A 22,613-nucleotide genomic window follows, 5' to 3' on the forward strand; every position below is an offset into this window, starting at 1 on the left:
CGCATTGTAACGGAAAGCCGAGCGCCCTGCTCGGTCTCTCCGTCAGACTGACTCAAGCCGCCGCCACGGTCACCGGCACACCATTAAGTGCAGCATTTCCCGACAACTCGTCAAGTTGGCAGTCGTCGGTCAGGTCGTTGGCGCTGGAGCCTGGCTGGCTGCTGGCAATCGTCATTTGCACGCCCGGCCGCGCGTGACCCCAGCCGTGAGGCAGGCTGACCACACCTTTCATCATGTCCAGACTGCCAAGCACTTCGACTTCGATCACACCCACCCGCGAGCTGACCCGAACGCGCTGCCCGTCACTGAGCCCGCGACTGGCCAGGTCGTCCGGATGCATCAGCAACTGGTGGCGTGGCTTGCCTTTCACCAGCCGATGATAGTTATGCATCCATGAGTTGTTGCTGCGTACATGCCGGCGGCCAATCATCAACAACTCGTCGGCGGCCGGTGCCTGCAAGGCTGCGAAGCGCACCAGATCAGCGAGAATCGCGGCCGGTGCGGCCTGGATGCGTTGACTGGCAGTCTTCAGGCGGGGCGTCAGGTTAGGCTTGAGCGCGCCCAGATCGACGCCATGGGGATAATCGAACAAAGTCGCCAGCGACAGTTTGTGCTCTGAATTGTCGCCGTACATCCCCATGCGCAGGCCGCGATCGATCATTTGCGCTGGGGCGATGGTGGACTTCAACTCTTTGCCGGTTCTGGCGGCAAACGCCTTGGCCAGCCCGACGAAAATTTCCCAGTCGTGCAATGCACCTTGGGGTTTGGCGAGGATCGCGCGGTTGAAACGGCTGACATTGCGCACCGCGAACAGGTTGAACGTGGTGTCGTAATGGTCGTTTTCCAGCGCCGATGTGGATGGCAGGATCAAGTCGGCGTAACGCGTGGTTTCATTGATGTACAGGTCGATACTGACCATGAACTCCAGCCCGTCCAGCGCCTGCTCGAGCTTTCGGCCATTGGGTGTGGACAGCACCGGATTGCCCGCCACCGTGATCAGCGCGCGGACTTGCCCTTCCCCTTCGGTGAGCATCTCCTCCGCCAGCGCCGACACTGGCAACTCTCCGGCGTACTCCGGGCGCCCGGAAACCCGGCTCTGCCACAGATTGAAATGCCCGCCCGAAGTCGTCGCCACCAGGTCCACCGCAGGCTCGGTGCACAAGGCGCCACCCACACGATCGAGATTGCCGGTGACCAGGTTGATCAACTGCACCACCCAGTGGCACAGCGTACCGAAGGCCTGGGTCGAAACGCCCATGCGGCCATAGCAGACTGCACTCGGTGCCGCGGCGAAGTCTCGCGCCAATTGGCGGATCTGTTCGGCCGGTACGGCGCACAACGGACTCATGGCCTCGGCGGTGAACGGCGCGACGGCCTCCCGTACGTCCTCCAGGCCATCCACCGGCAGATGGCTGTCGCGGGTCAGACCTTCAGCGAACAAGGTATTGAGCAGGCCGAACAACAGCGCGGCATCACCGCCCGGGCGCACGAACAGATGCTGGTCGGCAATCGCCGCCGTCTCACTACGGCGCGGATCGACCACCACCACCTTGCCGCCCCGGGCCTGTATCGCCTTCAAGCGTTTTTCCACATCGGGCACGGTCATGATGCTGCCGTTCGAAGCCAGCGGGTTGCCGCCCAGGATCAGCATGAAATCGGTGTGATCGATGTCCGGGATCGGCAGCAACAAACCGTGGCCGTACATCAAATGACTGGTCAGGTGATGGGGCAATTGATCGACCGACGTCGCGGAAAACCGGTTGCGGGTTTTCAACAGGCCGAGAAAGTAATTGCTGTGGGTCATCAGCCCGTAATTGTGCACGCTCGGGTTGCCCTGATAGACCGCCACGGCGTTTTGCCCGTGATGCTCCTGAATGGCGGCGAGGCGTTCGGCGACCAGATTGAATGCCGCTTCCCACTCGATGGGCTGCCACTCATTGCCCACCCGCTGCATCGGCTGATGCAGGCGATCCGGATCGTTCTGGATGTCTTGCAGGGCTACGGCCTTGGGGCAGATGTGCCCACGGCTGAACGTGTCCTGGGAGTCGCCCTTGATCGAAGTGATCTGGACGTTACCGCCTTCGACCTCGGTGGTTTCGATGGTCAGGCCACAGATGGCTTCGCACAAATGGCACGCACGGTGATGGAGAGTCTTGGTCATGGCCAGTCTCTGTCTTGTTTTGGGCGGGCGACGTCGGCCGCGGAAACAAAACTATGGCGCCGGAGCCGCCGCCACGCCAGCGACGTTCGTCTTGTGAATCGAGGGTTATCAGGCCAGCCGATGGCCACCCGAGTTCAGTTCGACCGTCGAGCCCGGCACTGATGAATGACAGGTCGCAAACCGACTGTCAGCGCACCATTGCCGCCCCTCCTGATTGCCAAGCCCCGAGGGGCCGGTGTACAAATGAACCGCTGCTATCAGGAAACAGGCTTCAAAAGCGCTACCTCGGTGAACCCGTAGCACCTCTGAAACTCCCTAAAAACTGTAGCCCTATTGGTAAGACGCGACATTTAATTATAAGATCGCGCCTTCCCCTATTTCGTCGCCCCGTGCGGCTTACGCCGCAGGTCTCGCCCGTTGTTCCGTTAAACAAGGCTTTGAGCATCTGCGGTTTGTAGCAAAAGGTAGTCAATGATGAGCGCAAGGCACTTTCTCTCCCTGATGGATTGCACGCCCGAAGAGCTGGTCAGCGTGATCCGTCGAGGCGTTGAGCTCAAGGACCTGCGTAACCGCGGCGTACTGTTCGAGCCGCTGAAAAACCGCGTCCTGGGGATGATTTTCGAGAAATCCTCGACCCGTACCCGGATCTCCTTCGAGGCCGGCATGATCCAGCTCGGTGGCCAGGCGATCTTCCTGTCGCCCCGTGACACCCAACTGGGCCGTGGCGAGCCGATCGGCGACGCCGCGATTGTCATGTCGAGCATGCTCGATGCGGTAATGATCCGTACGTTTTCCCACAGCACTCTGACCGAGTTCGCCGCCAATTCGCGCGTTCCTCTGATCAATGGCCTGTCCGATGACCTGCACCCGTGCCAGCTGCTGGCCGACATGCAGACCTTCCTCGAACACCGCGGCTCCATCCAGGGCAAGACCGTGGCCTGGATCGGCGACGGCAACAACATGTGCAACAGCTATATAGAAGCGGCGATCCAGTTCGACTTCCAGTTGCGCGTTGCCTGCCCGCAAGGCTACGAGCCCAACCCGGTGTTCCTGGCCAAGGCTGGCGACCGGGTCACCATCGTTCGCGATCCGAAGGAAGCCGTGCGGGGTGCACACCTGGTGAGCACCGACGTCTGGACCTCCATGGGCCAGGAAGAGGAAACCGCCAAGCGTCTGCAATTGTTCGCACCGTACCAGGTCAACCGCGCCCTGCTCGACCTGGCCGCTGACGACGTGCTGTTCATGCACTGCCTGCCGGCGCACCGTGGCGAGGAGATCAGCGTCGACCTGCTCGATGACAAACGCTCGGTGGCCTGGGATCAAGCCGAAAACCGTCTGCACGCGCAAAAAGCCCTGCTCGAGTTCCTCGTCCCACCTTCGTATCACCACGCATGAGCCAGCCATTACTGCTTAACCTGCGCAACCTCGCCTGCGGCTATCAAGACCAGCGCGTGGTGCAGAACCTCAACCTGCACCTGAACGCAGGCGACATTGGTTGCCTGCTGGGCTCGTCGGGCTGCGGCAAGACCACCACCCTGCGGGCGATTGCCGGTTTCGAACCGGTTCACGAAGGTGAAATCCAGCTGGCTGGCGAGATCATCTCCAGCGCCGGCTTCACCCTTGCGCCGGAGAAACGTCGCATCGGCATGGTGTTCCAGGACTACGCGCTGTTTCCGCATTTGAGCGTGGCCGACAACATCGCCTTCGGCATTCGCAAGCATCCACAAAAGGATCGCGTGACCGAAGAGCTGCTGGAACTGGTAAACCTGAAGAACCTCGGCAAGCGCTTCCCCCACGAGCTTTCCGGTGGTCAGCAGCAACGTGTCGCCCTGGTCCGCGCCCTGGCGCCGGAACCGCAACTGCTGCTGCTCGACGAACCGTTCTCCAACCTTGATGGCGAATTGCGCCGCAAGCTCAGCCATGAAGTACGCGACATCCTCAAGGCCCGAGGCACCAGTGCAATTCTGGTGACTCACGACCAGGAAGAAGCCTTCGCGGTCAGCGACCACGTTGGCGTGTTCAAGGAAGGTCGCCTGGAACAGTGGGATACGCCCTACAACCTGTACCACGAACCGCTGACACCCTTTGTCGCGAGCTTCATCGGCCAGGGCTATTTCATTCGCGGTCAGTTGAGCAGCCCGGAATCAGTGCAAACCGAGTTGGGTGAATTGCGCGGCAATCGGGCCTACACCTGGCCGGTAGGCGGCGCAGTGGACGTACTGCTGCGCCCGGACGATATCGTCTATGCGCCGGACAGCGCACTGAAGGCGCGAATCGCCGGCAAGACGTTCCTGGGTGCATCGACCCTGTATCGCTTGCAACTGCCGACAGGCGCACAGCTGGAATCGATCTTCCCGAGCCATGTCGACCGTCAGGTTGGGGCGGATGTGGGGATTCGTGTCGCGGCTGAACACCTGGTGCTGTTCCAGGCGTCCGGCAGCACGGCAGCGCAGATTCCGGTGGCTGAATCCGGTGTCCGCCGCTACAGCACGGCCAACTGATACACAAAAAAACCTGTAGGAGCGAGCTTGCTCGCGAAAAACGTCTGGATAACGCGTTCATTCCGGTTGCACGCGTTATCGTTGACGTCCATCGCGAGCAAGCTCGCTCCTACAGTGGGTTTGCGTTAGCCCAGCATCAGCGTTCCGCTTGCTACGAGCATCGCATTGCCGCCGATTTTCACCCGCTCCCCTTCCAGCCGACAGAACAATTCCCCACCCCGCGCCGAACGCTGGAAAGCCGTCAGGCTCGACTTGCCCAATTGCTTTGACCAGTACGGAATCAGAAGGCAATGGGTCGATCCGGTGACCGGATCTTCGTTGATGCCGATTGCCGGGGCGAAGTAGCGGGAAACGAAATCGTGTTGTTCGCCCCGCGCCGTCACGATCGCGCCCAGCCATGGCAGTTTCGCCAGGGCCACCATGTCCGGTTGGCAGTCGAGCACGGCTTGCTCCGACTCCAGCACCACGAACAGCTCATTTGAACCCAGTACCTCGACAACCTTCACACCCAGTGCACGCTCGATGTCCGGGATCAGGTTCACCGGCGACGCAGTGATCGACGGGAAATCCAGCCACAGGCGGCCACCTTCACGGGTTACGCTCAACGGGCCGGACTTGCAGGTGAAGTCCAGTCGTTCGACAGGCTCCTTATAGATCTCAAACAGTACATAGGCGCTGGCCAGCGTCGCGTGACCGCACAATGGCACCTCGGTGGTCGGCGTAAACCAGCGGATGTGCCAGCCCTGCCCTTCACGCACGACAAATGCCGTTTCGGCGAGGTTGTGCTCGGCGGCAATCTTTTGCATCAACTCATCGGCGAGCCATGTATCGAGCCGATAGACCATCGCCGGATTGCCGCTGAATGGCTGATTGCTGAACGCGTCGACCTGATGAAACTCAAGCTGCATAACCTTCTCCCTTTGTCAGACCACCGAGCATGCCGCGCTGGCTCAGCCGGCACCAGTGACAGAGCCGACTGATTTTCACCATACAGCGCTGCACCTGCTTCGAAGCTCACGCACGGCCGATATCGGCAAACTTCGCCTGGGTGTGTTCGGCCAGCACCGCCGGTGCCAGTTCGACTTCCAGCCCACGTCGGCCCGCACTGACAAAAATGCTGGCGAAGGGCTGAGCCGAATTATCAATGAAGGTACGCAAACGCTTTTTCTGCCCCAGCGGACTGATCCCACCCAACAGATAGCCAGTAGAGCGCTGCGCTGCAGCCGGGTCGGCCATTTCGACCTTTTTCACGCCCGCGGCGTGGGCCAGCCCTTTCAAGTCCAGGCTGCCGACAACCGGCACCACGGCCACCAGCAACTCGCCCTTCTCGCTGGCCGCCAGCAAGGTCTTGAACACCTGCGCCGGATCGAGCCCGAGTTTTTCCGCCGCTTCCAACCCATAGGAAGCGGCCTTGGGGTCATGTTCGTAACTGTGTACGCGATGTTCGGCCCGAACCTTTTTCAACAAATCCAATGCGGGGGTCATGACAGCTCCAGACTGGGCGGCAGAAGAAAAATACTGCGCCCGATTCTAGGACATTGACCGTTAAAAGGCTCTACGGCGGCGCATCCATAACGCCAATGCCTGGCCATCCAATTGCGCAGCAACTAATTCATTCATGCAACGAATAGTTTTTTTGTGACCGACGGTTCACTTTCGACCTTTGACAGCAGCGTTTCTTGTCTATATTTTTTCGTTTCTGAAACTGCACGAAACGTCCTACCGCTGCACCCAGCAGTAAACCGCGATCAGGATGGGGATCCTGCCTCGGCGAAAAACGCGCTCCGACCATGATGGAAAAAAGCGCCAGACAACAAAAAAAATGAGGTTTCAATGACAACTGCTTTACAACAACCGTCGCTCTCGAGCCAATGCATGGCCGAGTTTCTGGGTACGGCGCTGCTGATCTTTTTCGGTACAGGTTGCGTTGCCGCGCTCAAGGTCGCGGGTGCCAGTTTTGGCTTGTGGGAAATCAGCATTATCTGGGGCGTCGGCGTCAGCATGGCGATCTACCTTACCGCCGGGGTTTCCGGGGCTCATCTGAACCCTGCCGTCAGCATTGCCCTGAGCATTTTCGCGGACTTCGAAAAACGTAAATTGCCTTTCTACGTATTCGCCCAAGTGGCGGGTGCCTTCTGTGGAGCGCTGTTGGTTTACACGCTCTACAGCAATCTATTCTTCGAATTCGAACAAACGCACCACATGGTTCGCGGCACTCAAGCCAGCCTTGAGTTGGCCTCCGTGTTCTCCACCTTCCCGAATCCTGTGCTGACCACCGCCCAGGCATTTCTGGTCGAGGTGATCATCACGGCCATCCTGATGGGCGTGATCATGTCCCTGACCGATGACAACAATGGTCTGCCAAAAGGCCCGCTGGCACCGCTGCTGATCGGCCTGCTGATTGCGGTGATCGGCAGTTCGATGGGACCACTGACCGGTTTTGCCATGAACCCTGCGCGAGACTTCGGCCCTAAACTGATGACTTTCTTCGCTGGCTGGGGTGAAATTTCCTTCACCGGCGGACGCGATATTCCGTATTTCCTGATTCCTGTTTTTGCACCGATTGTCGGTGCCTGCCTCGGTGCTGCAGCCTATCGTGGGTTGATTGCCCGCCATCTGCCCAGCGCCGTACCTGCTACAAAGGATGCAACAGCTGCCATTGACGGCAAACCCAGAACTTCTTGATACCGTTGGCGCGTGCCCCTGCCCTTTGATCGCGCGCCAGACCTCACTCCCTTATTTCGTCCAAGGCAATCGACATGACCGACACACAGAATAAGAACTACATCATTGCCCTCGATCAGGGTACGACCAGCTCCCGCGCGATCATTTTCGACCGCGACGCGAACGTGGTCTGCACCGCCCAACGGGAGTTCGCGCAGCATTACCCGCAAGCCGGCTGGGTCGAACACGACCCGATGGAAATCTTCGCTACCCAAAGCGCCGTGATGGTCGAGGCCCTGGCGCAAGCCGGCCTGCACCACGACCAGGTGGCGGCCATCGGCATCACCAACCAGCGCGAAACCACCGTGGTCTGGGACAAGAACACCGGCCGCCCGATCTACAACGCCATCGTCTGGCAGTGCCGACGCAGCACCGAGATCTGCCAGCAGCTCAAGCGCGATGGCCACGAGCAATACATCAGCGACACCACCGGCCTGGTCACCGACCCGTATTTCTCCGGCACCAAGCTCAAGTGGATCCTCGACAACGTCGAAGGCAGCCGCGAGCGCGCGCGCAACGGTGAACTGTTGTTCGGCACCGTCGACAGCTGGCTGATCTGGAAATTTACCGGCGGCAAGGTGCATGTCACCGACTACACCAACGCTTCGCGCACCATGCTCTTCAACATCCACACCCTGGAGTGGGACGCGAAGATGCTGGAGGTGCTGGATATTCCGCGCGAAATGCTGCCGGAAGTTAAATCGTCCTCGGAAATTTATGGCCGTACCAAAAGCGGCATCGCCATCGGCGGCATCGCTGGCGACCAGCAAGCCGCCCTGTTCGGCCAGATGTGCGTCGAACCAGGCCAGGCGAAAAACACTTACGGCACTGGCTGCTTCCTGTTGATGAACACCGGCGACAAAGCCGTGAAATCCCAACACGGCATGCTCACCACCATCGCTTGCGGCCCACGTGGCGAAGTGGCCTACGCACTGGAAGGCGCTGTGTTCAACGGCGGTTCTACCGTGCAGTGGCTGCGTGACGAGCTGAAAATCATCAACGACGCCCACGACACCGAATACTTCGCCAACAAGGTCAAGGACAGCAACGGTGTGTACCTGGTGCCGGCCTTTACCGGTCTTGGCGCTCCCTACTGGGACCCGTACGCCCGTGGCGCACTGTTTGGCCTGACCCGCGGCGTACGCGTGGATCACATCATTCGTGCCGCGCTGGAGTCGATTGCCTACCAGACCCGCGACGTACTCGACGCCATGCAGCAGGACTCCGGCGAACGCCTCAAGGCCCTGCGCGTGGATGGCGGCGCGGTGGCCAACAACTTCCTCATGCAGTTCCAGGCCGACATCCTCGGCACACAGGTCGAGCGTCCGCAAATGCGCGAAACCACGGCACTGGGCGCAGCTTACCTGGCAGGCCTGGCCTGTGGCTTCTGGGGCAGCCTGGAAGAGTTGCGCGGCAAGGCCGTGATCGAGCGCCAGTTCGAACCGACGCTCGATGAAACGGCGAAGGAAAAACTCTACGCAGGGTGGAAAAAAGCGGTCAGTCGTACCCGCGATTGGGCGGCTGAAGACGAGGCTGAATAAGCCCGGACGCAAGCTCGTATCTGTATGTAACTGGTCGGGAGCGGATTCCTGCGGCATCATGGGCAAATTTTGCACGGCAGCCCAAAGGACGCCCCATGAATCTGCCTCCCCGTCAGCAGCAAATCCTCGAACTGGTCCGCGAGCGCGGCTATGTCAGCATCGAGGAAATGGCCACTCTGTTCGTAGTAACCCCGCAGACCATTCGCCGCGACATCAATCAGCTCGCGGAAGCCAATTTGTTGCGTCGCTACCATGGCGGCGCGGCTTACGACTCCAGCGTTGAAAACACCGCCTACGCCATGCGCGCCGATCAGATGCGCGATGAGAAACAGCGTATCGGCGAAGCCATTGCCGCGCAGATTCCCGACCATGCCTCGTTGTTCATCAACATCGGCACGACCACCGAATCCATTGCCCGGGCACTGCTCAACCACAGTCACCTGAAAATCATCACCAACAACCTGCACGTCGCCTCCATACTCAGCGCCAAGGACGATTTCGATGTCCTGCTGACCGGCGGCAACGTGCGGCGCGATGGTGGCGTGGTGGGTCAGGCCAGTGTCGATTTCATCAATCAGTTCAAGGTCGACTTCGCCCTGGTCGGCATCAGCGGCATCGATGAGGACGGCAGCCTGCTGGACTTCGATTATCAGGAAGTGAGGGTATCCCAGGCGATCATCGCCAATGCCCGGCAAGTGATCCTCGCGGCCGACTCCAGCAAGTTCGGGCGCAACGCCATGATTCGCCTGGGGCCGATAAGCCTGGTCGATTGCCTGGTCACCGATCAGCAGCCTTCCCCGGCGCTGGCTCAGTTGTTGAACCAGCACAAGGTTCGGCTGGAAGTCGTTTAAGCCCCCCACTTCTTCGGCGTCTGTATTGGCGCCATCGCGAGCAAGCTCGCTCCCACAGTGATTGATGGCGTGCACAAGATTTGTGACCGACTCCACCCCTTGTGGGAGCGAGCTTGCTTGCGATGGCGGTCATCAATGCACAACAAAATGTTCGTAAATTTTCCTTTAACGGCCCTTCGATGAGTATTTTCAATCGAAGCTGACTGGCTGTGCGTGTCTTTATGGGCTAGTATTTTCGCAAATGAACATTAATGTTCGAATTCAAATACAGAACATCAAAAAATTCCGAGGCCGTGCCGATGCCCACTTCCACCTTGCCTACGCCCCCTCTCGCCGAGGTCTACGATATCGCCGTCATCGGTGGCGGGATCAATGGCGTGGGGATCGCAGCGGATGCCGCCGGCCGCGGCCTGTCGGTGTTCCTTTGCGAAAAGGACGACCTGGCCAGCCATACCTCATCGGCCAGTAGCAAGCTGATCCACGGCGGCCTGCGCTACCTCGAACATTACGAATTCCGCCTGGTGCGTGAAGCCCTGGCCGAACGTGAAGTGCTGTTGGCCAAGGCTCCGCACATCGTCAAGCAAATGCGTTTCGTGTTGCCGCACCGCCCGCACCTGCGCCCGGCATGGATGATCCGCGCCGGTCTGTTCCTCTATGACAACCTGGGCAAGCGCGAGCAACTGCAAGGCTCGAAAAGCCTGAAGTTCGGCCCCGACAGCGCGCTCAAAAGCGAGATCACCAAGGGTTTCGAATACTCCGATTGCTGGGTCGACGACGCACGCCTGGTGGTATTGAACGCCATGACCGCCCGGGAAAAAGGCGCCCACGTTCACACCCAGACCCGCTGCGTCAGCGCGCGCCGCGCCAAGGGTTTGTGGCACCTGCACCTGGAACGCGCCGATGGCAGCCTGTTTTCGATCCGCGCCAAGGCATTGGTCAATGCGGCCGGGCCATGGGTCGCCAGGTTCATTCGCGATGACTTGAAGATGGAATCGCCATACGGCATCCGCCTGATCCAGGGCAGCCACCTGATCGTGCCAAAACTGTACGAAGGCGAACACGCGCACATCCTGCAAAACGAAGATCAGCGCATCGTGTTCACCATTCCGTATCTGAATCACTTCACCCTGATCGGCACCACCGACCGCGAGTACACCGGCGATCCGGCGAAAGTGGCAATTACCGATGGCGAAACCGATTACCTGTTGAACGTGGTCAACGCCCATTTCAAAAAGCAAATCGGCCGCGACGACATCCTGCACAGCTATTCCGGTGTGCGCCCGCTGTGCAACGACGAATCCGACAACCCGTCGGCCGTGACCCGCGACTACACCCTGGCGCTGTCCGGCACCGGCGAAGAAGCTCCGTTGCTGTCGGTATTCGGCGGCAAGCTCACCACCTATCGCAAACTGGCCGAGTCGGCGCTGGCGCAACTGGCACCCTACTTCAAGCACATCCAGCCAAGCTGGACCGCCAGCGCCACGCTACCGGGCGGTGAAGACATGACCACCCCGCAAGCCTTGAGCTCGCGTATCCGCGACAAATTCGACTGGGTGCCGAGCGAGATCGCGCGCCGCTGGGCCACCACCTACGGTAGCCGTACCTGGCGCATGCTCGAAGGCGTACAGAACCTCAGCGATATGGGCGAGCACATCGGCGGCGGTCTCTACACCCGAGAAGTCGATTATCTGTGCAGCGAAGAATGGGCCACCAGCGCCCACGACATCCTCTGGCGTCGCAGCAAGCTCGGTTTGTTCACGACGGTGGCGGAACAGGAAAAGCTCAAGGATTACCTGAACAAGGTCGAACAGAACCGCAGCAAGATCGAAGCCGCCTGATCGATCACCGGCATATACAAAAGCCCCTGAATCTCACGATTCAGGGGCTTTTTCGTATCGAAGGATTTCAGTCGCGCAAATCCGATTCATGAATGGGCTGCTCACGGTGAGTCGCCCGCTGATACTGCGCCGGCCACACGGCCTTGTGCCCGCCCAAGTCGTCATCCGCGTGCAGCGCCCAATACGGGTCGCGCAACAATTCACGAGCGAGGAAAATGATGTCCGCCTGACAGGTGCGCAGGATGTGCTCGGCCTGGGCCGGCTCGGTGATCATGCCGACCGTGCCGGTGGCCATGCCCGACTCCTTGCGCACACGCTCGGCGAAGCGGGTCTGGTAACCCGGCCCTGTGGGAATCTCGGCATTCACCGCCGTCCCGCCCGACGAGACGTCGATCAGGTCGACCCCCAGGGCTTTGAGACGGCGTGCCAGTTCCACCGTTTCATCGGGGTTCCAGCCGTCCTCCACCCAGTCGGTGGCCGAGACCCGGACAAACACCGGCAACTCTTCAGGCCACACCGCACGCACCGCTTCGGTGACCTGCAGCACCAGCCGAATGCGATTTTCAAACGAACCGCCATATTGATCGCGACGCTGATTGCTCAACGGCGACAGAAACTGATGCAGCAGGTAACCATGGGCCGCGTGCACTTCGACCACTTTGAAACCGGCCGTCAGTGAGCGCTTTGCCGCATCGACAAAGGCCTGGATGACCTTGGCGATCTCGCCATCATCGAGTTGCCTGGGCTGGGTGTGCTGTGGATCGAATGCAATCGGTGAAGGGCCGACCGGCACCCAGCCGCCCTCCTCGGGCTTGACGCTGCCATGTTTTCCGAGCCACGGCCGGTAGGTGCTCGCCTTGCGCCCGGCATGGGCCAGCTGGATGCCGGCAACGGCGCCCTGAGCGGTGATGAAGCGGGTGATGCGTTGCAGGGGTTCGATCTGTTGGTCATTCCACAGACCGAGGTCCTCGGCCGTGATACGCCCGTCGGCGGTGACCGCCGTGGCTTCGGTAAACACCAGCCCGGCCCCGCCGACAGCGCGGCTGCCGAGGTGGACCAGATGCCAGTCATTGGCCAGGCCATCGGCGCTGGAGTATTGGCACATCGGCGATACCGCGATGCGGTTGGGCAGGGTCAATTGGCGAAGGGTAAAGGGTTCAAGCAGCAGACTCATGGGGCACCTCTCGAATCAGTGGGCAGGCTCCAGGTTCTGTTTGAATAGTCGACGAGTGACAGGAAAAAGGTACAACACCCGCCCCCGCGGGCAAAAAATTCGACAAAACGTCACAAGGCCAAAATCAAGCAGTGTTTAGAGCCTAGTCGACATCGGGGGATGTCGCCCCCTTGTAGGAGCGAGCTCGCGATGGACGACAGGACACCGCGGGGTGTCAGGTCCCCAGCGCCATCGTTCACGCCCATCGCGAGCGAGCTCGCTCCTACAGGGGGTCAACGCGGTTCGATGTGGGCAATCATCAGCTGGACCGTCTCGTTGCCGCGAAACTCGTTGAGGTCGAGCTTGTAGGCCAGTTCCACCCACTTGATGGTCGGATTCGGCCAGATGTCCCGGTCGATCCCGAAGGCAATGCCGTCGAGCTTTACCGAGCCACATTCACTTTTGAGCACGACTTTAAGGTGTCGCTCGCCAACGACACGCTGCTCGACCAACTGGAATACCCCATGAAACAAGGGTTCCGGGAAGTGTTGCCCCCAAGGGCCGGCATGCCGCAGGGCACGGGCCAGCTCCAGGTGGAACTCCTCCACCGCCAGGGTGCCGTCCGACAACAGGCGGCCAGTCAGGTCTTCTTCGCGCATCTGCCGGCGCACTTCAGCGTCAAAGGCTTCGGCGAACAAGGGGAAATTCGCTTCCGGCAGCGTCAGGCCGGCCGCCATCGCGTGGCCACCGTATTTGGTGATCAGATTCGGGTGCTGCGCCGCCACCACACTCAAGGCATCGCGAATGTGAAAGCCCTGGACCGAACGCCCCGAGCCCTTGAGCAGGCCATCCCCGGCATCGGCAAAGGCGATGGTCGGGCGGAAGTAGCGCTCTTTCATCCGTGACGCGAGGATACCGATGACGCCCTGATGCCACTCGGGATCGAACAGGCACAAGCCGAACGGCATCGACTCCACCGGCAAATCCTTGAGCTGCGCCAGCGCTTCGCGCTGCATGCCTTGCTCGATGGATTTGCGATCCTGGTTCATGCCGTCCAGTTGCGCCGCCATCTCACGGGCCAGACCTGCGTCTTCGGTCAGCAGGCATTCGATGCCCAGGCTCATGTCATCCAGACGCCCCGCCGCGTTCAGGCGCGGGCCGACAATGAAACCCAGATCGGTGGAGGTGATGCGCGCATGGTCACGCTTGGCCACTTCGAGAATCGCCTTGATCCCCGGCCGGGCACGTCCGGCACGAATCCGTTCCAGGCCCTGATGCACCAGAATCCGGTTGTTGGCATCCAGCGGTACCACGTCGGCCACACTGCCCAGAGCCACCAGATCGAGCAGTTCGCCGATATTCGGCTGCGGCTTGCTTGTGTACCAACCCAGCTCGCGCAACCGCGCACGCAGGGCCATCAGCACATAGAAAATTACCCCGACACCGGCCAGTGCCTTGCTCGGAAATTCGCAACCGGGCTGGTTCGGATTGACGATGGCATCGGCCAGCGGCAGCTCGTCGCCGGGCAAGTGGTGGTCGGTGACGAGCACCTTGAGTCCAGCCTTTTTCGCCGCTGCCACGCCTTCGACGCTGGAGATGCCGTTGTCGACGGTGATCAGCAAATGCGGCTGACGCTCAAGCGCCACTGCGACGATTTCCGGTGTCAGGCCATAGCCGTAGTCGAATCGGTTGGGCACCAGGTAATCGACATGTGCCGCACCCAGCAAACGCAGACCCAGCGTGCCCACGGTACTGGCCGTCGCGCCGTCGGCATCGAAGTCGCCAACGATCAGAATGCGCTGACGCTGTTCGAGCGCAGTCACCAGCAGATCCACGGCGGCATCGATGCCCTTGAGTTGCTGGAACGGAATCAACCGCGCCAGGCTCTTGTCCAGTTCCGCCTCGGACTGCACGCCCCGAGCCGCGTAAAGGCGGGTCAACAGCGGCGGAATATCACCGAGGAATGGCAGGGTGTCGGGCAGCAGGCGAGGTTCGATGCGCATGGGGTGAAAGATGCTTCTCTTCAATACGTAGGATAAAACCGGGTGACGCGGGGCAGCGGCGAAAAATCAGCCGCGTTCACCGCTCAGCCATTGCAACTGGACTTCGTGCTGACCACGGTCGTCGGTGACGAAAATCGTGCCTTCGCTGATCATCACGTCCCACTTGATAACGCGGGGCATGTCCTTGGCCAGGGTTTCCAGCACTTCTTGGGGCACGGCGGCGATGTGAACGTTTTTCAGGTTCTTGATCGCCGGAATCACTTTGGTTTCCCAGACTCGCAGGCTGCCGTAAGCCAGCAGGCTGGTGCGCTCGGTGCGGCGCGAGCACCAGGTCAGGCGCTCGGCATCCGGCTGGCCGACTTCGATCCAGTGCAGCACGCGGTCATCCAGGCTTTTTTCCCACAAGGCCGGCTCATCCACTTCCGACAGACCACGGCCAAAAGACAACTGCTCGTTGTACCAGAGGGCATAGGCCAGCAGGCGCACGGTCATGCGCTCTTCGGTTTCCGAAGGGTGACGGGCGATGGTCTGCTTCACGCTCTCATAGACGCTGCGGTCAAGGTCGGTGAGGTTCAGTTCAAACTTGTAGGTCGTGGACGGCTGGGCCATGAACGGGCTTCTTGATACGAGGAAAGGCGGCAAGTCTAACCGATGCGACGGGCAATCCACGAATTGAACACAATCAAGCGGGAGCGTCTGACAGTCGGCTATGTTAAAACGCTCTATCCGCTCACCTTTGCCCCACAGGATCCAGCATGCCGCTCACCGCCAAACCGCTTTCCGGTCTGAAAGTCATCGAATTGGGCACCTTGATTGCCGGCCCGTTTGCCTCGCGCATTTGCGCGGAATTCGGTGCCGATGTGATCAAGATCGAATCCCCGGACGGCGGTGATCCGTTGCGAAAATGGCGCAAGCTGTATGAAGGCACTTCATTGTGGTGGTTCGTCCAGGCCCGCAATAAAAAGTCCCTGACCCTCAACCTCAAGCATCCCGACGGCCAGGCGATCCTGAAACAGCTGCTGGCTGAAGCCGACATTCTGATCGAGAACTTTCGTCCCGGCGTCCTGGAAAAACTCGGCCTGGGCTGGGACGTCCTGCACGCCCTGAACCCGAAACTGGTCATGGTGCGGCTTTCGGGATTCGGCCAGACCGGCCCGATGAAAGATCAGCCCGGCTTTGGCGCGGTCGGTGAGTCCATGGGGGGCCTGCGCTACATCACCGGTTTCGAAGACCGGCCTCCGGTGCGCACCGGCATTTCCATCGGCGACTCGATTGCCGCGCTCTGGGGCGTGATTGGCGCGTTGATGGCCCTGCGTCATCGCGAAGTCAACGGCGGCCAGGGGCAAGTGGTGGACGTAGCGCTGTACGAAGCCATCTTCGCGATGATGGAAAGCATGGTCCCGGAGTTCGACGTGTTCGGCTTCATCCGCGAACGCACGGGCAATATCATGCCCGGCATCACCCCGTCCTCGATCCACACCAGCGCCGATGGCAAGCACGTGCAGATCGGCGCCAATGGCGACGCGATCTTCAAACGCTTCATGCTGATCATTGGCCGGGAAGACCTGGCCAACGACCTCCAGCTTGCCAGCAACGATGGCCGCGATGCCCGACGCGACGAGATTTATGGCGTCATCGATCGCTGGGTCAATTCGTTGCCGCTGGACAGGGTGCTGGCGCAGCTCAATCAGGCCGAAGTGCCGGCCAGCCGGATCTTCAGCGCCGAAGACATGTTCAATGACCCTCAATACCTGGCACGGGAAATGTTCCTTCAAGCCAAGCTGCCGGACGGCAAAGACTTCAAGATGCCGGGCATTGTGCCGAAACTCTCAGAGACACCCGGGGAATGTGAATGGGTCGGGCCACAACTGGGTGAGCACAACACACAGGTACTCCAGGAACTTGGCTATGACGCGACGCAGATCGCACAGTTGCGCAAAGACGGAGCCATCTGAACTGAGGCGCCTGCCTGCATGGGTCGTTGGGCACTGCCCGTCACGGGGCGGGTGGTGGCTGTGTGTACTGGCGATTTCGCTCCTGCTCCTTGAACCGGTCCCCTCAGCTCTGGCGCAAACCAGGGAAACCCTGATCTGGCTCAAGCGCGACCTGCCGCCGCTGACAATCTTCGACGGGCCGAAAAAGGGCCAGGGCGTTATCGATCAACTGCTTCCACTGTTGATTGCCGGCATGCCGCAATACCAACACAACGTGATGAGGGTCAATCGCGCACGTGGACTGCAAATGCTCCACGAGCCGTCCCTCGTCTGCGACGCAGCGCTGAACTGGAGCAAGGAACGGGAACAGTGGATCGCCTTTTCCATCCCGGTCTTCCGCGCCATGAGCAATGGCCTGGCCGTGCGGCGCGTCGACCAGAAAGTACTGGCGCCCTTTATCAAGGACGGCGAAGTGGACCTCGCAGCGCTGCTCGCCAGCGGCAATGAAAAACTGGGGGTCATTGCCGAGCGCAATTATGGCGAATACCTCGACGCACTGCTCAAGCAAGCGCCAGCCGACGCGCTGACCGCTCATTACGGTAATGATGCCTTGGGCAGCCTGCTGCAGATGCAGCGCCTGGGTCGCTTGCGCCTGCTGTTGGGCTATCGCCCGGAAATTCGCTACCAGGCCTCGCTGCAAGGCATTGCCGAGGATGAATTGCAGTTCTATCCGATCCGTGGCACAGGCAAATACCTGTCCGGTTACATCGGTTGCACTGACACACCAAAGGGCCGGCAGGCCATTGTCGAGATCAACCAGGTGCTGCGCACCCTTCCCCGTGAACGTCTTGACGAGGCCTACGCCGCCTGGCTGGATCCGAAGAGTCGCAGCGATTACCTGAAAGACACCAAGGCGTTTTTCGACAACCTGGCGCAACCCTGACAAATCCCGGGCAAAAGAAACCCCGAGAAGTGGGGAGACGACTCGGGGTTAAACGTGGTCTGTTTGCAGACCAGTAGCAGCAAGCTACAAGCACCGGAGCACAATGCTTGATCCTGCTGTTACAAAGTCTGACTGACCTGGGCGCGGGAAGGTTCCCACAAAAATCCGTTCAATTGCGGCTGGCCAACAACTTGTCCTGCGCCGCATTACGCAATGCCGCGATGACACAAGGCTCAAGGCGTCCTTCAGCGATCAGCACGTCGCGATGCAAACCGTCGACCACATCCGTCAGCAGGCGTTTGTCGTTCAACTGGGTCTGATTGAACTCGCGCTCGACCACGGTCGCGCCGATAGCATTCTTCAGGGTCACCCGGCATTCGCCACGAATGCCCGACGGGGTCAACGTAACCTGATACGGGCTCAGCGCCTCACCGAGCAACAGACTGATACTTTCCATCCCGATCACCACTCAATAGTCCAAAAACAACGTGCCTGGGGCAGGCCTGCAACAAATGACCGCTGGCCCGAGAAGAAAGTTCTGGATACTGACCGCAGGCGAACCTGCAACCCAGTCAAGTGAGCATGCACGGCGAACATGACAGAGAAAAAACGCCACCATCACGTCTGTCGGGTGCGCCGGGCGATATCGGCCCAGCCCCCCAACAATCCTCGTAGCTGGCCATCGGCCGTATAAAACGGCACTGTCCACTGGTAGATATCCCTGGCACCGTCCTTGAACATCAATTGACGCTCGAAAAAGCGCGTCCTGCGTGTACTCAATTGCGCCATGTACTCGGCATGCAGCAGTTCCGCGGTTTGTCTGGGCATGGCGTCGACCTCGATCAACTGCCGCCCCTGCATCTGGTCAAAGCGCATCGACAAGGCGTCCTCATAACTTTTGTTGCACATGATCAAGCGCCCTTGCAGATCACGGACAAACATCGGGTCAGGCATGGCATCCATCAGGGCGTGCTGGAAGGCGAGCTGATCGCGCAGGCTGCTTTGGGCCTCGCCCCGTTGCCTGACCACCACCGCCAACCGCCGATTCCAGAGCAGGGACAACAGCCCGAACAGGCTGACCACCAACACGCCCCAGCAAACCCACTGGTCGATCCGCTGCCAGAGGCCCGGCGCCTGTGGCACGGCAGCGCCGCCGAACCACTTCCGGCGAAGGTCGCGCAACTCCTGTTCAGGAAACGCCTCAAGCGCTTTGTTGAGGATACTCAGCAGCTGCGGCTGGCCTTTGCGCACCGCCAGATAATCCGCATCCCATTTGCCCGGCACCACGGCGCCGATCTGTAGCCGACCCGACGGAATAAGCTGGGCGCCGATTTCGCTTTCGAGGGTGGCGTAGGCTTCGCCGCTTTCCACCCAGGCACGGGCTTCGGCATAGGTTTTAACCGAACGCAACTCGATGGACGGGTAATTGCGACGCACCATCGCTTCCAGTGCATGCCGGGTCGGCAGCACCAGCACCCGCTTCGCCATATCCTCCAGCGACTGCACCGGCGGTGCCCCGGCCTGCCCGACAAAGACCCATCCTGCACCGCCGAACGCATGGCTGAAATCGAGAAACGCCTTTCGCTCGTCATTCATCGCCAGGGTCGTACTCAAATCCGCGGTGCCGCTTTCCAGATGGGCCAGCATCTGATCGGTGGAAAAAGACTCCTGGTAAACGAACCGCAACCCCGTCATGTCACTGATGCGCTTGAGCAGGTCACTGTTCAAGCCCGTCCATTGGCCATGTTCATCCTTGAACAGGTACAACGGGTATTCCAGTGCCGTGACCACGACCCGTGGATGGCTGGCCATCCATTGCAACTCCTGGTCATTCAGCACGACCTTTGTGCGGGGGGTAGACATCCCGCGTTCCGGAATAGATGCAGGGTTCGCCCCTCCCCATTCGGCGATTCCCAGCATGCCGAATAAAAACAGCCAGCGCACAACTGGCTTGAACACACTTGTAAACAGCATTCCCACGTCCTTGGTGATCCACTCGCCAGTCCCTTCGCGGCGATAACACGACAAGTGTGCATGCAGAAATGAAAAAGCCCGTCAGGAGACGGGCTTCAAAATGTTACAGCGCTGAAGGTTACAGCGGCTTGCCGCGGTTGCCATGCTTGCTGACAAAGGCCTGCACGGCCTTCAGGTCATTTGGCAATACGGTGCAACGTTCGTCTCGCTCAAACAAATCAGAAAGATGTACCGGCAGCTCGAGAGCTTTTCCTACACCGGCTTTTTCCACGGCGTCCGGGAATTTGACCGGGTGGGCGGTGCCCAGGATCACCATTGGAATGTCCAGGCTGCGACGGCATTCCCGCGCAGCTTTCACGCCGATGGCCGTGTGCGGATCCAGCACTTCGCCAGTCTGCTCGTAGACTTCGGCGATGGTTTCGCAGGTTTGCGCGTCATCCACGGCCAGCGAGTCGAACAACTTGCGGGCTTCGGTCCAGCGCTCTTGCTCGACGCTGAAGCCGCCGCCCTGCTTGAACGAGTCCATCAGCCCGGCGATTGCCGCGCCATTGCGACCGTGCAGGTCGAACAGCAGGCGTTCGAAGTTCGACGACACCATGATGTCCATGGACGGCGACAGCGTGGCGTGCAGGGTTTCCTTGACGTACTGGTTGCCGCTCATGAAGCGGTGCAGGATGTCGTTGCGATTGGTGGCGACGATCAACTGGTTGATCGGCAGGCCCATGTTGCGCGCCAGGTAACCGGCGAAGATGTCGCCGAAGTTGCCGGTCGGCACCGAGAACGACACCGAACGCGCCGGGCCGCCCAGTTGCAGGGCCGCGTGGAAGTAGTAAACGATCTGGGCCATGATCCGCGCCCAGTTGATCGAGTTCACGGCGACCAGGCGAGTGCCCTTGAGGAAGCCCTGGTCAGCGAAGCTCGCCTTGACCATTTCCTGGCAGTCATCGAAGTTGCCTTCGATGGCGATGTTGTGGATGTTCTCACCGAAGATGGTGGTCATCTGCCGACGCTGCACTTCGGACACCCGGTTGTGCGGATGCAGGATGAAGATGTCGACGTTTTCGCAGTGCTTGCAGCCTTCGATGGCGGCCGAACCGGTATCACCGGAGGTGGCACCCACGATAACCACGCGCTCGCCGCGCTTTTCCAGCACGTAGTCGAGCAAACGACCGAGCAGTTGCAGGGCGAAGTCCTTGAACGCCAGGGTCGGGCCGTGGAACAGCTCCAGCACCCATTCGTTGCCGTTCAGCTGACGCAGCGGCGCAACGGCGCTGTGGGCGAATACGCCGTAGGTTTCTTCCAGAATCTTCTTGAAATCGGCATCCGGAATGCTGCCGGTGACGAACGGGCGCATGACGCGGAAGGCCAGCTCGTGATACGGCAGGCCGGCCCAGGAAGCGATTTCTTCCTGGGTAAAACGTGGCAGGTTTTCCGGGACGTACAGACCGCCGTCGGTGGCAAGGCCTGCCAGCAGGACGTCTTCGAAATTCAGGGCCGGTGCCTGGCCGCGGGTACTGATGTAACGCATGACTGACTCCAATGGACAGTGTTCGTAGTGCCGGGCCCGCAAGCGAGCCCGGTCAACGATATCGGCTTAGTTCAGGTGCTCGACACGGATCCGTACGACCGGACCGACCACACCCGCCAGGGCTTCCAACGCAGCGATGGCATCGTTGATGTGCTGTTCCAGCACGCGGTGGGTCAGCAGGATCATCGGCACCAGGCCGTCGTGCTCCTCGGCTTCCTTCTGCATGATCGACTCGATGTTGATGCCGCGCTCCGAGAGGATGCTCGCGACCTGAGCCAATACGCCCGGATGGTCCTTGGCCTGGATGCGCAGGTAGTAGGCGCTTTCGCAGGCTTCGATCGGCAGGATCGGGTGAGCCGACAGCGAATCCGGCTGGAACGCCAGGTGTGGCACGCGGTTTTCCGGGTCGGAAGTCATGGCGCGAACCACGTCCACCAAATCGGCGATCACCGACGAAGCGGTCGGCTCCATGCCGGCGCCGGCGCCGTAGAACAGGGTCGAACCGGCAGCATCGCCGTTGACCATCACCGCGTTCATCACGCCGTTGACGTTGGCGATCAGACGATCGGCCGGGATCAGCGTCGGGTGCACGCGCAGTTCGATACCGGCCGCGGTGCTGCGCGCCACGCCCAGGTGCTTGATGCGGTAGCCCAGCGCTTCGGCGTAGTTCACGTCGGCGGTGGTCAGCCTGGTGATGCCTTCGGTGTAGGCCTTGTCGAACTGCAGCGGAATACCGAACGCGATGGACGCCAGGATCGTCAGCTTGTGGGCGGCGTCGATACCCTCGACGTCGAAGGTCGGATCGGCTTCGGCGTAACCCAGTGCCTGGGCTTCGGCCAAAACGTCTTCGAAGGTGCGACCCTTCTCGCGCATTTCCGTCAGGATGAAGTTGCCGGTGCCGTTGATGATGCCGGCCACCCAGTTGATGCGGTTGGCGGACAGGCCTTCGCGGATCGCCTTGATCACCGGGATGCCACCGGCCACCGCCGCTTCGAACGCAACGATCACGCCCTTCTCGCGGGCCTTGGCGAAAATTTCATTACCGTGAACGGCGATAAGCGCCTTGTTCGCGGTGACCACATGCTTGCCATTCTCGATGGCCTTGAGTACCAGCTCGCGGGCAACGGTGTAGCCGCCCATCAGCTCTATAACGATGTCGATCTCAGGGTTCGTGGCCACTTCGAAGACATCGTTGGTAATCGCAATACCGGTCGTTTGGAACTGAGGCTTTGGCGTGCGCATGGCAATTTGTGCCACTTCGATCCCACGCCCGGCACGACGAGCAATTTCCTCGGCGTTACGCTGAAGTACGTTGAAGGTACCGCCACCGACGGTTCCTAACCCACAGATGCCTACTTTGACCGGTTTCACTGTGAACTCCCCATAAAACGGCCGACTCGAGGCCGGCCGTGAAAACAACCGCATGTTCGCGGCTCTCTATTGATGGCCCGGCGAATGTCGC

18 protein-coding genes are annotated in these 22,613 nt (G+C 60.3%); 8 read left to right on the top strand and 10 right to left on the bottom strand.

Features of this window, described 5'->3' with window-relative positions:
* Positions 1-52: 52 nt before the first annotated feature.
* A complete protein-coding gene (locus AC3ITA_RS23435) occupies positions 53-2,161 on the bottom strand; it encodes a molybdopterin oxidoreductase family protein (protein ID WP_489278459.1) in 2,109 nt (702 codons plus the stop codon).
* Positions 2,162-2,635: 474 nt separating this feature from the next.
* On the opposite strand from AC3ITA_RS23435, the gene argF reads away from it, so the two are divergent.
* Together argF and AC3ITA_RS23445 are read left to right on the top strand one after the other, a co-directional pair.
* Complete coding sequence (argF, locus tag AC3ITA_RS23440; RefSeq protein ID WP_095943828.1) at positions 2,636-3,556, top strand: ornithine carbamoyltransferase; 921 nt, start codon at positions 2,636-2,638, stop codon at positions 3,554-3,556.
* Positions 3,553-4,662 (top strand): ABC transporter ATP-binding protein, encoded by a 1,110-nt coding sequence (locus tag AC3ITA_RS23445; RefSeq protein ID WP_489278462.1) that lies wholly within the window; start codon positions 3,553-3,555, stop codon positions 4,660-4,662. Before argF ends, AC3ITA_RS23445 begins: the two co-directional genes overlap by 4 nt.
* Positions 4,663-4,787: 125 nt before the next feature.
* Here the strand turns inward: AC3ITA_RS23445 and AC3ITA_RS23450 are convergent, their stop codons facing one another.
* Both AC3ITA_RS23450 and ybaK read right to left on the bottom strand, forming a co-directional pair.
* Positions 4,788-5,570, bottom strand: a complete 783-nt coding sequence (locus tag AC3ITA_RS23450; RefSeq protein ID WP_489278464.1) for a PhzF family phenazine biosynthesis protein — start codon at positions 5,568-5,570, stop codon at positions 4,788-4,790.
* Between the two features lie 106 nt (positions 5,571-5,676).
* Positions 5,677-6,147 (bottom strand): Cys-tRNA(Pro) deacylase, encoded by a 471-nt coding sequence (gene ybaK, locus AC3ITA_RS23455; RefSeq protein WP_007971306.1) that lies wholly within the window; start codon positions 6,145-6,147, stop codon positions 5,677-5,679.
* Between the two features lie 348 nt (positions 6,148-6,495).
* Between ybaK and AC3ITA_RS23460 the strand changes: the two genes are divergently transcribed.
* The 4 genes from AC3ITA_RS23460 to glpD all read left to right on the top strand — a co-directional run bounded on the left by AC3ITA_RS23460 (position 6,496) and on the right by glpD (position 11,616).
* Complete coding sequence (locus AC3ITA_RS23460) at positions 6,496-7,347, top strand: MIP/aquaporin family protein (RefSeq protein WP_414929407.1); 852 nt, start codon at positions 6,496-6,498, stop codon at positions 7,345-7,347.
* 74 nt (positions 7,348-7,421) lie between these two features.
* On the top strand, positions 7,422-8,927 hold the full coding sequence (glpK, locus tag AC3ITA_RS23465; RefSeq protein ID WP_095943824.1) for a glycerol kinase GlpK: 1,506 nt from the start codon (positions 7,422-7,424) through the stop codon (positions 8,925-8,927).
* A gap of 95 nt (positions 8,928-9,022) precedes the next feature.
* Complete coding sequence (locus AC3ITA_RS23470; protein WP_489278466.1) at positions 9,023-9,778, top strand: DeoR/GlpR family transcriptional regulator; 756 nt, start codon at positions 9,023-9,025, stop codon at positions 9,776-9,778.
* Positions 9,779-10,077: 299 nt separating this feature from the next.
* Entirely contained in the window at positions 10,078-11,616 is a 1,539-nt protein-coding gene (gene glpD / locus AC3ITA_RS23475; protein ID WP_095943866.1) for a glycerol-3-phosphate dehydrogenase, read from the top strand.
* A 67-nt stretch (positions 11,617-11,683) separates the two neighbouring features.
* Here glpD and AC3ITA_RS23480 read toward each other — a convergent pair whose 3' ends face one another.
* The 3 genes from AC3ITA_RS23480 to AC3ITA_RS23490 form a co-directional block, all read right to left on the bottom strand.
* On the bottom strand, positions 11,684-12,790 hold the full coding sequence (locus tag AC3ITA_RS23480) for an NADH:flavin oxidoreductase/NADH oxidase (protein WP_150672385.1): 1,107 nt from the start codon (positions 12,788-12,790) through the stop codon (positions 11,684-11,686).
* A gap of 272 nt (positions 12,791-13,062) precedes the next feature.
* Positions 13,063-14,772 carry a single-stranded-DNA-specific exonuclease RecJ gene (gene recJ / locus AC3ITA_RS23485; protein WP_150672386.1) on the bottom strand — a complete coding sequence of 570 codons (1,710 nt, stop codon included), beginning with the start codon at positions 14,770-14,772 and terminating at the stop codon, positions 13,063-13,065.
* Positions 14,773-14,838: 66 nt separating this feature from the next.
* On the bottom strand, positions 14,839-15,381 hold the full coding sequence (locus tag AC3ITA_RS23490; protein ID WP_095943821.1) for a YaeQ family protein: 543 nt from the start codon (positions 15,379-15,381) through the stop codon (positions 14,839-14,841).
* 146 nt (positions 15,382-15,527) lie between these two features.
* Between AC3ITA_RS23490 and AC3ITA_RS23495 the strand changes: the two genes are divergently transcribed.
* Both AC3ITA_RS23495 and AC3ITA_RS23500 read left to right on the top strand, forming a co-directional pair.
* Positions 15,528-16,727 (top strand): CaiB/BaiF CoA transferase family protein, encoded by a 1,200-nt coding sequence (locus AC3ITA_RS23495; protein WP_095943820.1) that lies wholly within the window; start codon positions 15,528-15,530, stop codon positions 16,725-16,727.
* Positions 16,681-17,649, top strand: a complete 969-nt coding sequence (locus AC3ITA_RS23500; RefSeq protein ID WP_489278469.1) for a TIGR02285 family protein — start codon at positions 16,681-16,683, stop codon at positions 17,647-17,649. Before AC3ITA_RS23495 ends, AC3ITA_RS23500 begins: the two co-directional genes overlap by 47 nt.
* Before the next feature lie 169 nt (positions 17,650-17,818).
* Here AC3ITA_RS23500 and AC3ITA_RS23505 read toward each other — a convergent pair whose 3' ends face one another.
* From AC3ITA_RS23505 to AC3ITA_RS23520, 4 genes are all read right to left on the bottom strand, one after another.
* Complete coding sequence (locus tag AC3ITA_RS23505) at positions 17,819-18,106, bottom strand: DUF3509 domain-containing protein (protein ID WP_095943818.1); 288 nt, start codon at positions 18,104-18,106, stop codon at positions 17,819-17,821.
* Between the two features lie 161 nt (positions 18,107-18,267).
* Complete coding sequence (locus tag AC3ITA_RS23510) at positions 18,268-19,623, bottom strand: transporter substrate-binding domain-containing protein (RefSeq protein ID WP_414929404.1); 1,356 nt, start codon at positions 19,621-19,623, stop codon at positions 18,268-18,270.
* A 118-nt stretch (positions 19,624-19,741) separates the two neighbouring features.
* Positions 19,742-21,151, bottom strand: coding sequence for a threonine synthase (gene thrC / locus AC3ITA_RS23515; RefSeq protein WP_056726157.1), 1,410 nt, complete (start codon positions 21,149-21,151; stop codon positions 19,742-19,744).
* 66 nt (positions 21,152-21,217) lie between these two features.
* Positions 21,218-22,522, bottom strand: coding sequence for a homoserine dehydrogenase (locus AC3ITA_RS23520; protein ID WP_053155104.1), 1,305 nt, complete (start codon positions 22,520-22,522; stop codon positions 21,218-21,220).
* Between the last annotated feature and the right edge of the window lie 91 nt (positions 22,523-22,613).

It is taken from the genome of Pseudomonas sp. GL_090 (genome assembly GCF_057837765.1).

What these genes read in the sequence shown, in the direction of transcription:
- AC3ITA_RS23435 (WP_489278459.1), bottom strand. Translation starts at nt 2,161, where the DNA reads ATGACCAAGACTCTCCATCACCGTGCGTGCCATTTGTGCGAAGCCATC.
- argF (WP_095943828.1), top strand. Translation starts at nt 2,636, where the DNA reads ATGAGCGCAAGGCACTTTCTCTCCCTGATGGATTGCACGCCCGAAGAG.
- AC3ITA_RS23445 (WP_489278462.1), top strand. Translation starts at nt 3,553, where the DNA reads ATGAGCCAGCCATTACTGCTTAACCTGCGCAACCTCGCCTGCGGCTAT.
- AC3ITA_RS23450 (WP_489278464.1), bottom strand. Translation starts at nt 5,570, where the DNA reads ATGCAGCTTGAGTTTCATCAGGTCGACGCGTTCAGCAATCAGCCATTC.
- ybaK (WP_007971306.1), bottom strand. Translation starts at nt 6,147, where the DNA reads ATGACCCCCGCATTGGATTTGTTGAAAAAGGTTCGGGCCGAACATCGC.
- AC3ITA_RS23460 (WP_414929407.1), top strand. Translation starts at nt 6,496, where the DNA reads ATGACAACTGCTTTACAACAACCGTCGCTCTCGAGCCAATGCATGGCC.
- glpK (WP_095943824.1), top strand. Translation starts at nt 7,422, where the DNA reads ATGACCGACACACAGAATAAGAACTACATCATTGCCCTCGATCAGGGT.
- AC3ITA_RS23470 (WP_489278466.1), top strand. Translation starts at nt 9,023, where the DNA reads ATGAATCTGCCTCCCCGTCAGCAGCAAATCCTCGAACTGGTCCGCGAG.
- glpD (WP_095943866.1), top strand. Translation starts at nt 10,078, where the DNA reads ATGCCCACTTCCACCTTGCCTACGCCCCCTCTCGCCGAGGTCTACGAT.
- AC3ITA_RS23480 (WP_150672385.1), bottom strand. Translation starts at nt 12,790, where the DNA reads ATGAGTCTGCTGCTTGAACCCTTTACCCTTCGCCAATTGACCCTGCCC.
- recJ (WP_150672386.1), bottom strand. Translation starts at nt 14,772, where the DNA reads ATGCGCATCGAACCTCGCCTGCTGCCCGACACCCTGCCATTCCTCGGT.
- AC3ITA_RS23490 (WP_095943821.1), bottom strand. Translation starts at nt 15,381, where the DNA reads ATGGCCCAGCCGTCCACGACCTACAAGTTTGAACTGAACCTCACCGAC.
- AC3ITA_RS23495 (WP_095943820.1), top strand. Translation starts at nt 15,528, where the DNA reads ATGCCGCTCACCGCCAAACCGCTTTCCGGTCTGAAAGTCATCGAATTG.
- AC3ITA_RS23500 (WP_489278469.1), top strand. Translation starts at nt 16,681, where the DNA reads ATGACGCGACGCAGATCGCACAGTTGCGCAAAGACGGAGCCATCTGAA.
- AC3ITA_RS23505 (WP_095943818.1), bottom strand. Translation starts at nt 18,106, where the DNA reads ATGGAAAGTATCAGTCTGTTGCTCGGTGAGGCGCTGAGCCCGTATCAG.
- AC3ITA_RS23510 (WP_414929404.1), bottom strand. Translation starts at nt 19,623, where the DNA reads ATGCTGTTTACAAGTGTGTTCAAGCCAGTTGTGCGCTGGCTGTTTTTA.
- thrC (WP_056726157.1), bottom strand. Translation starts at nt 21,151, where the DNA reads ATGCGTTACATCAGTACCCGCGGCCAGGCACCGGCCCTGAATTTCGAA.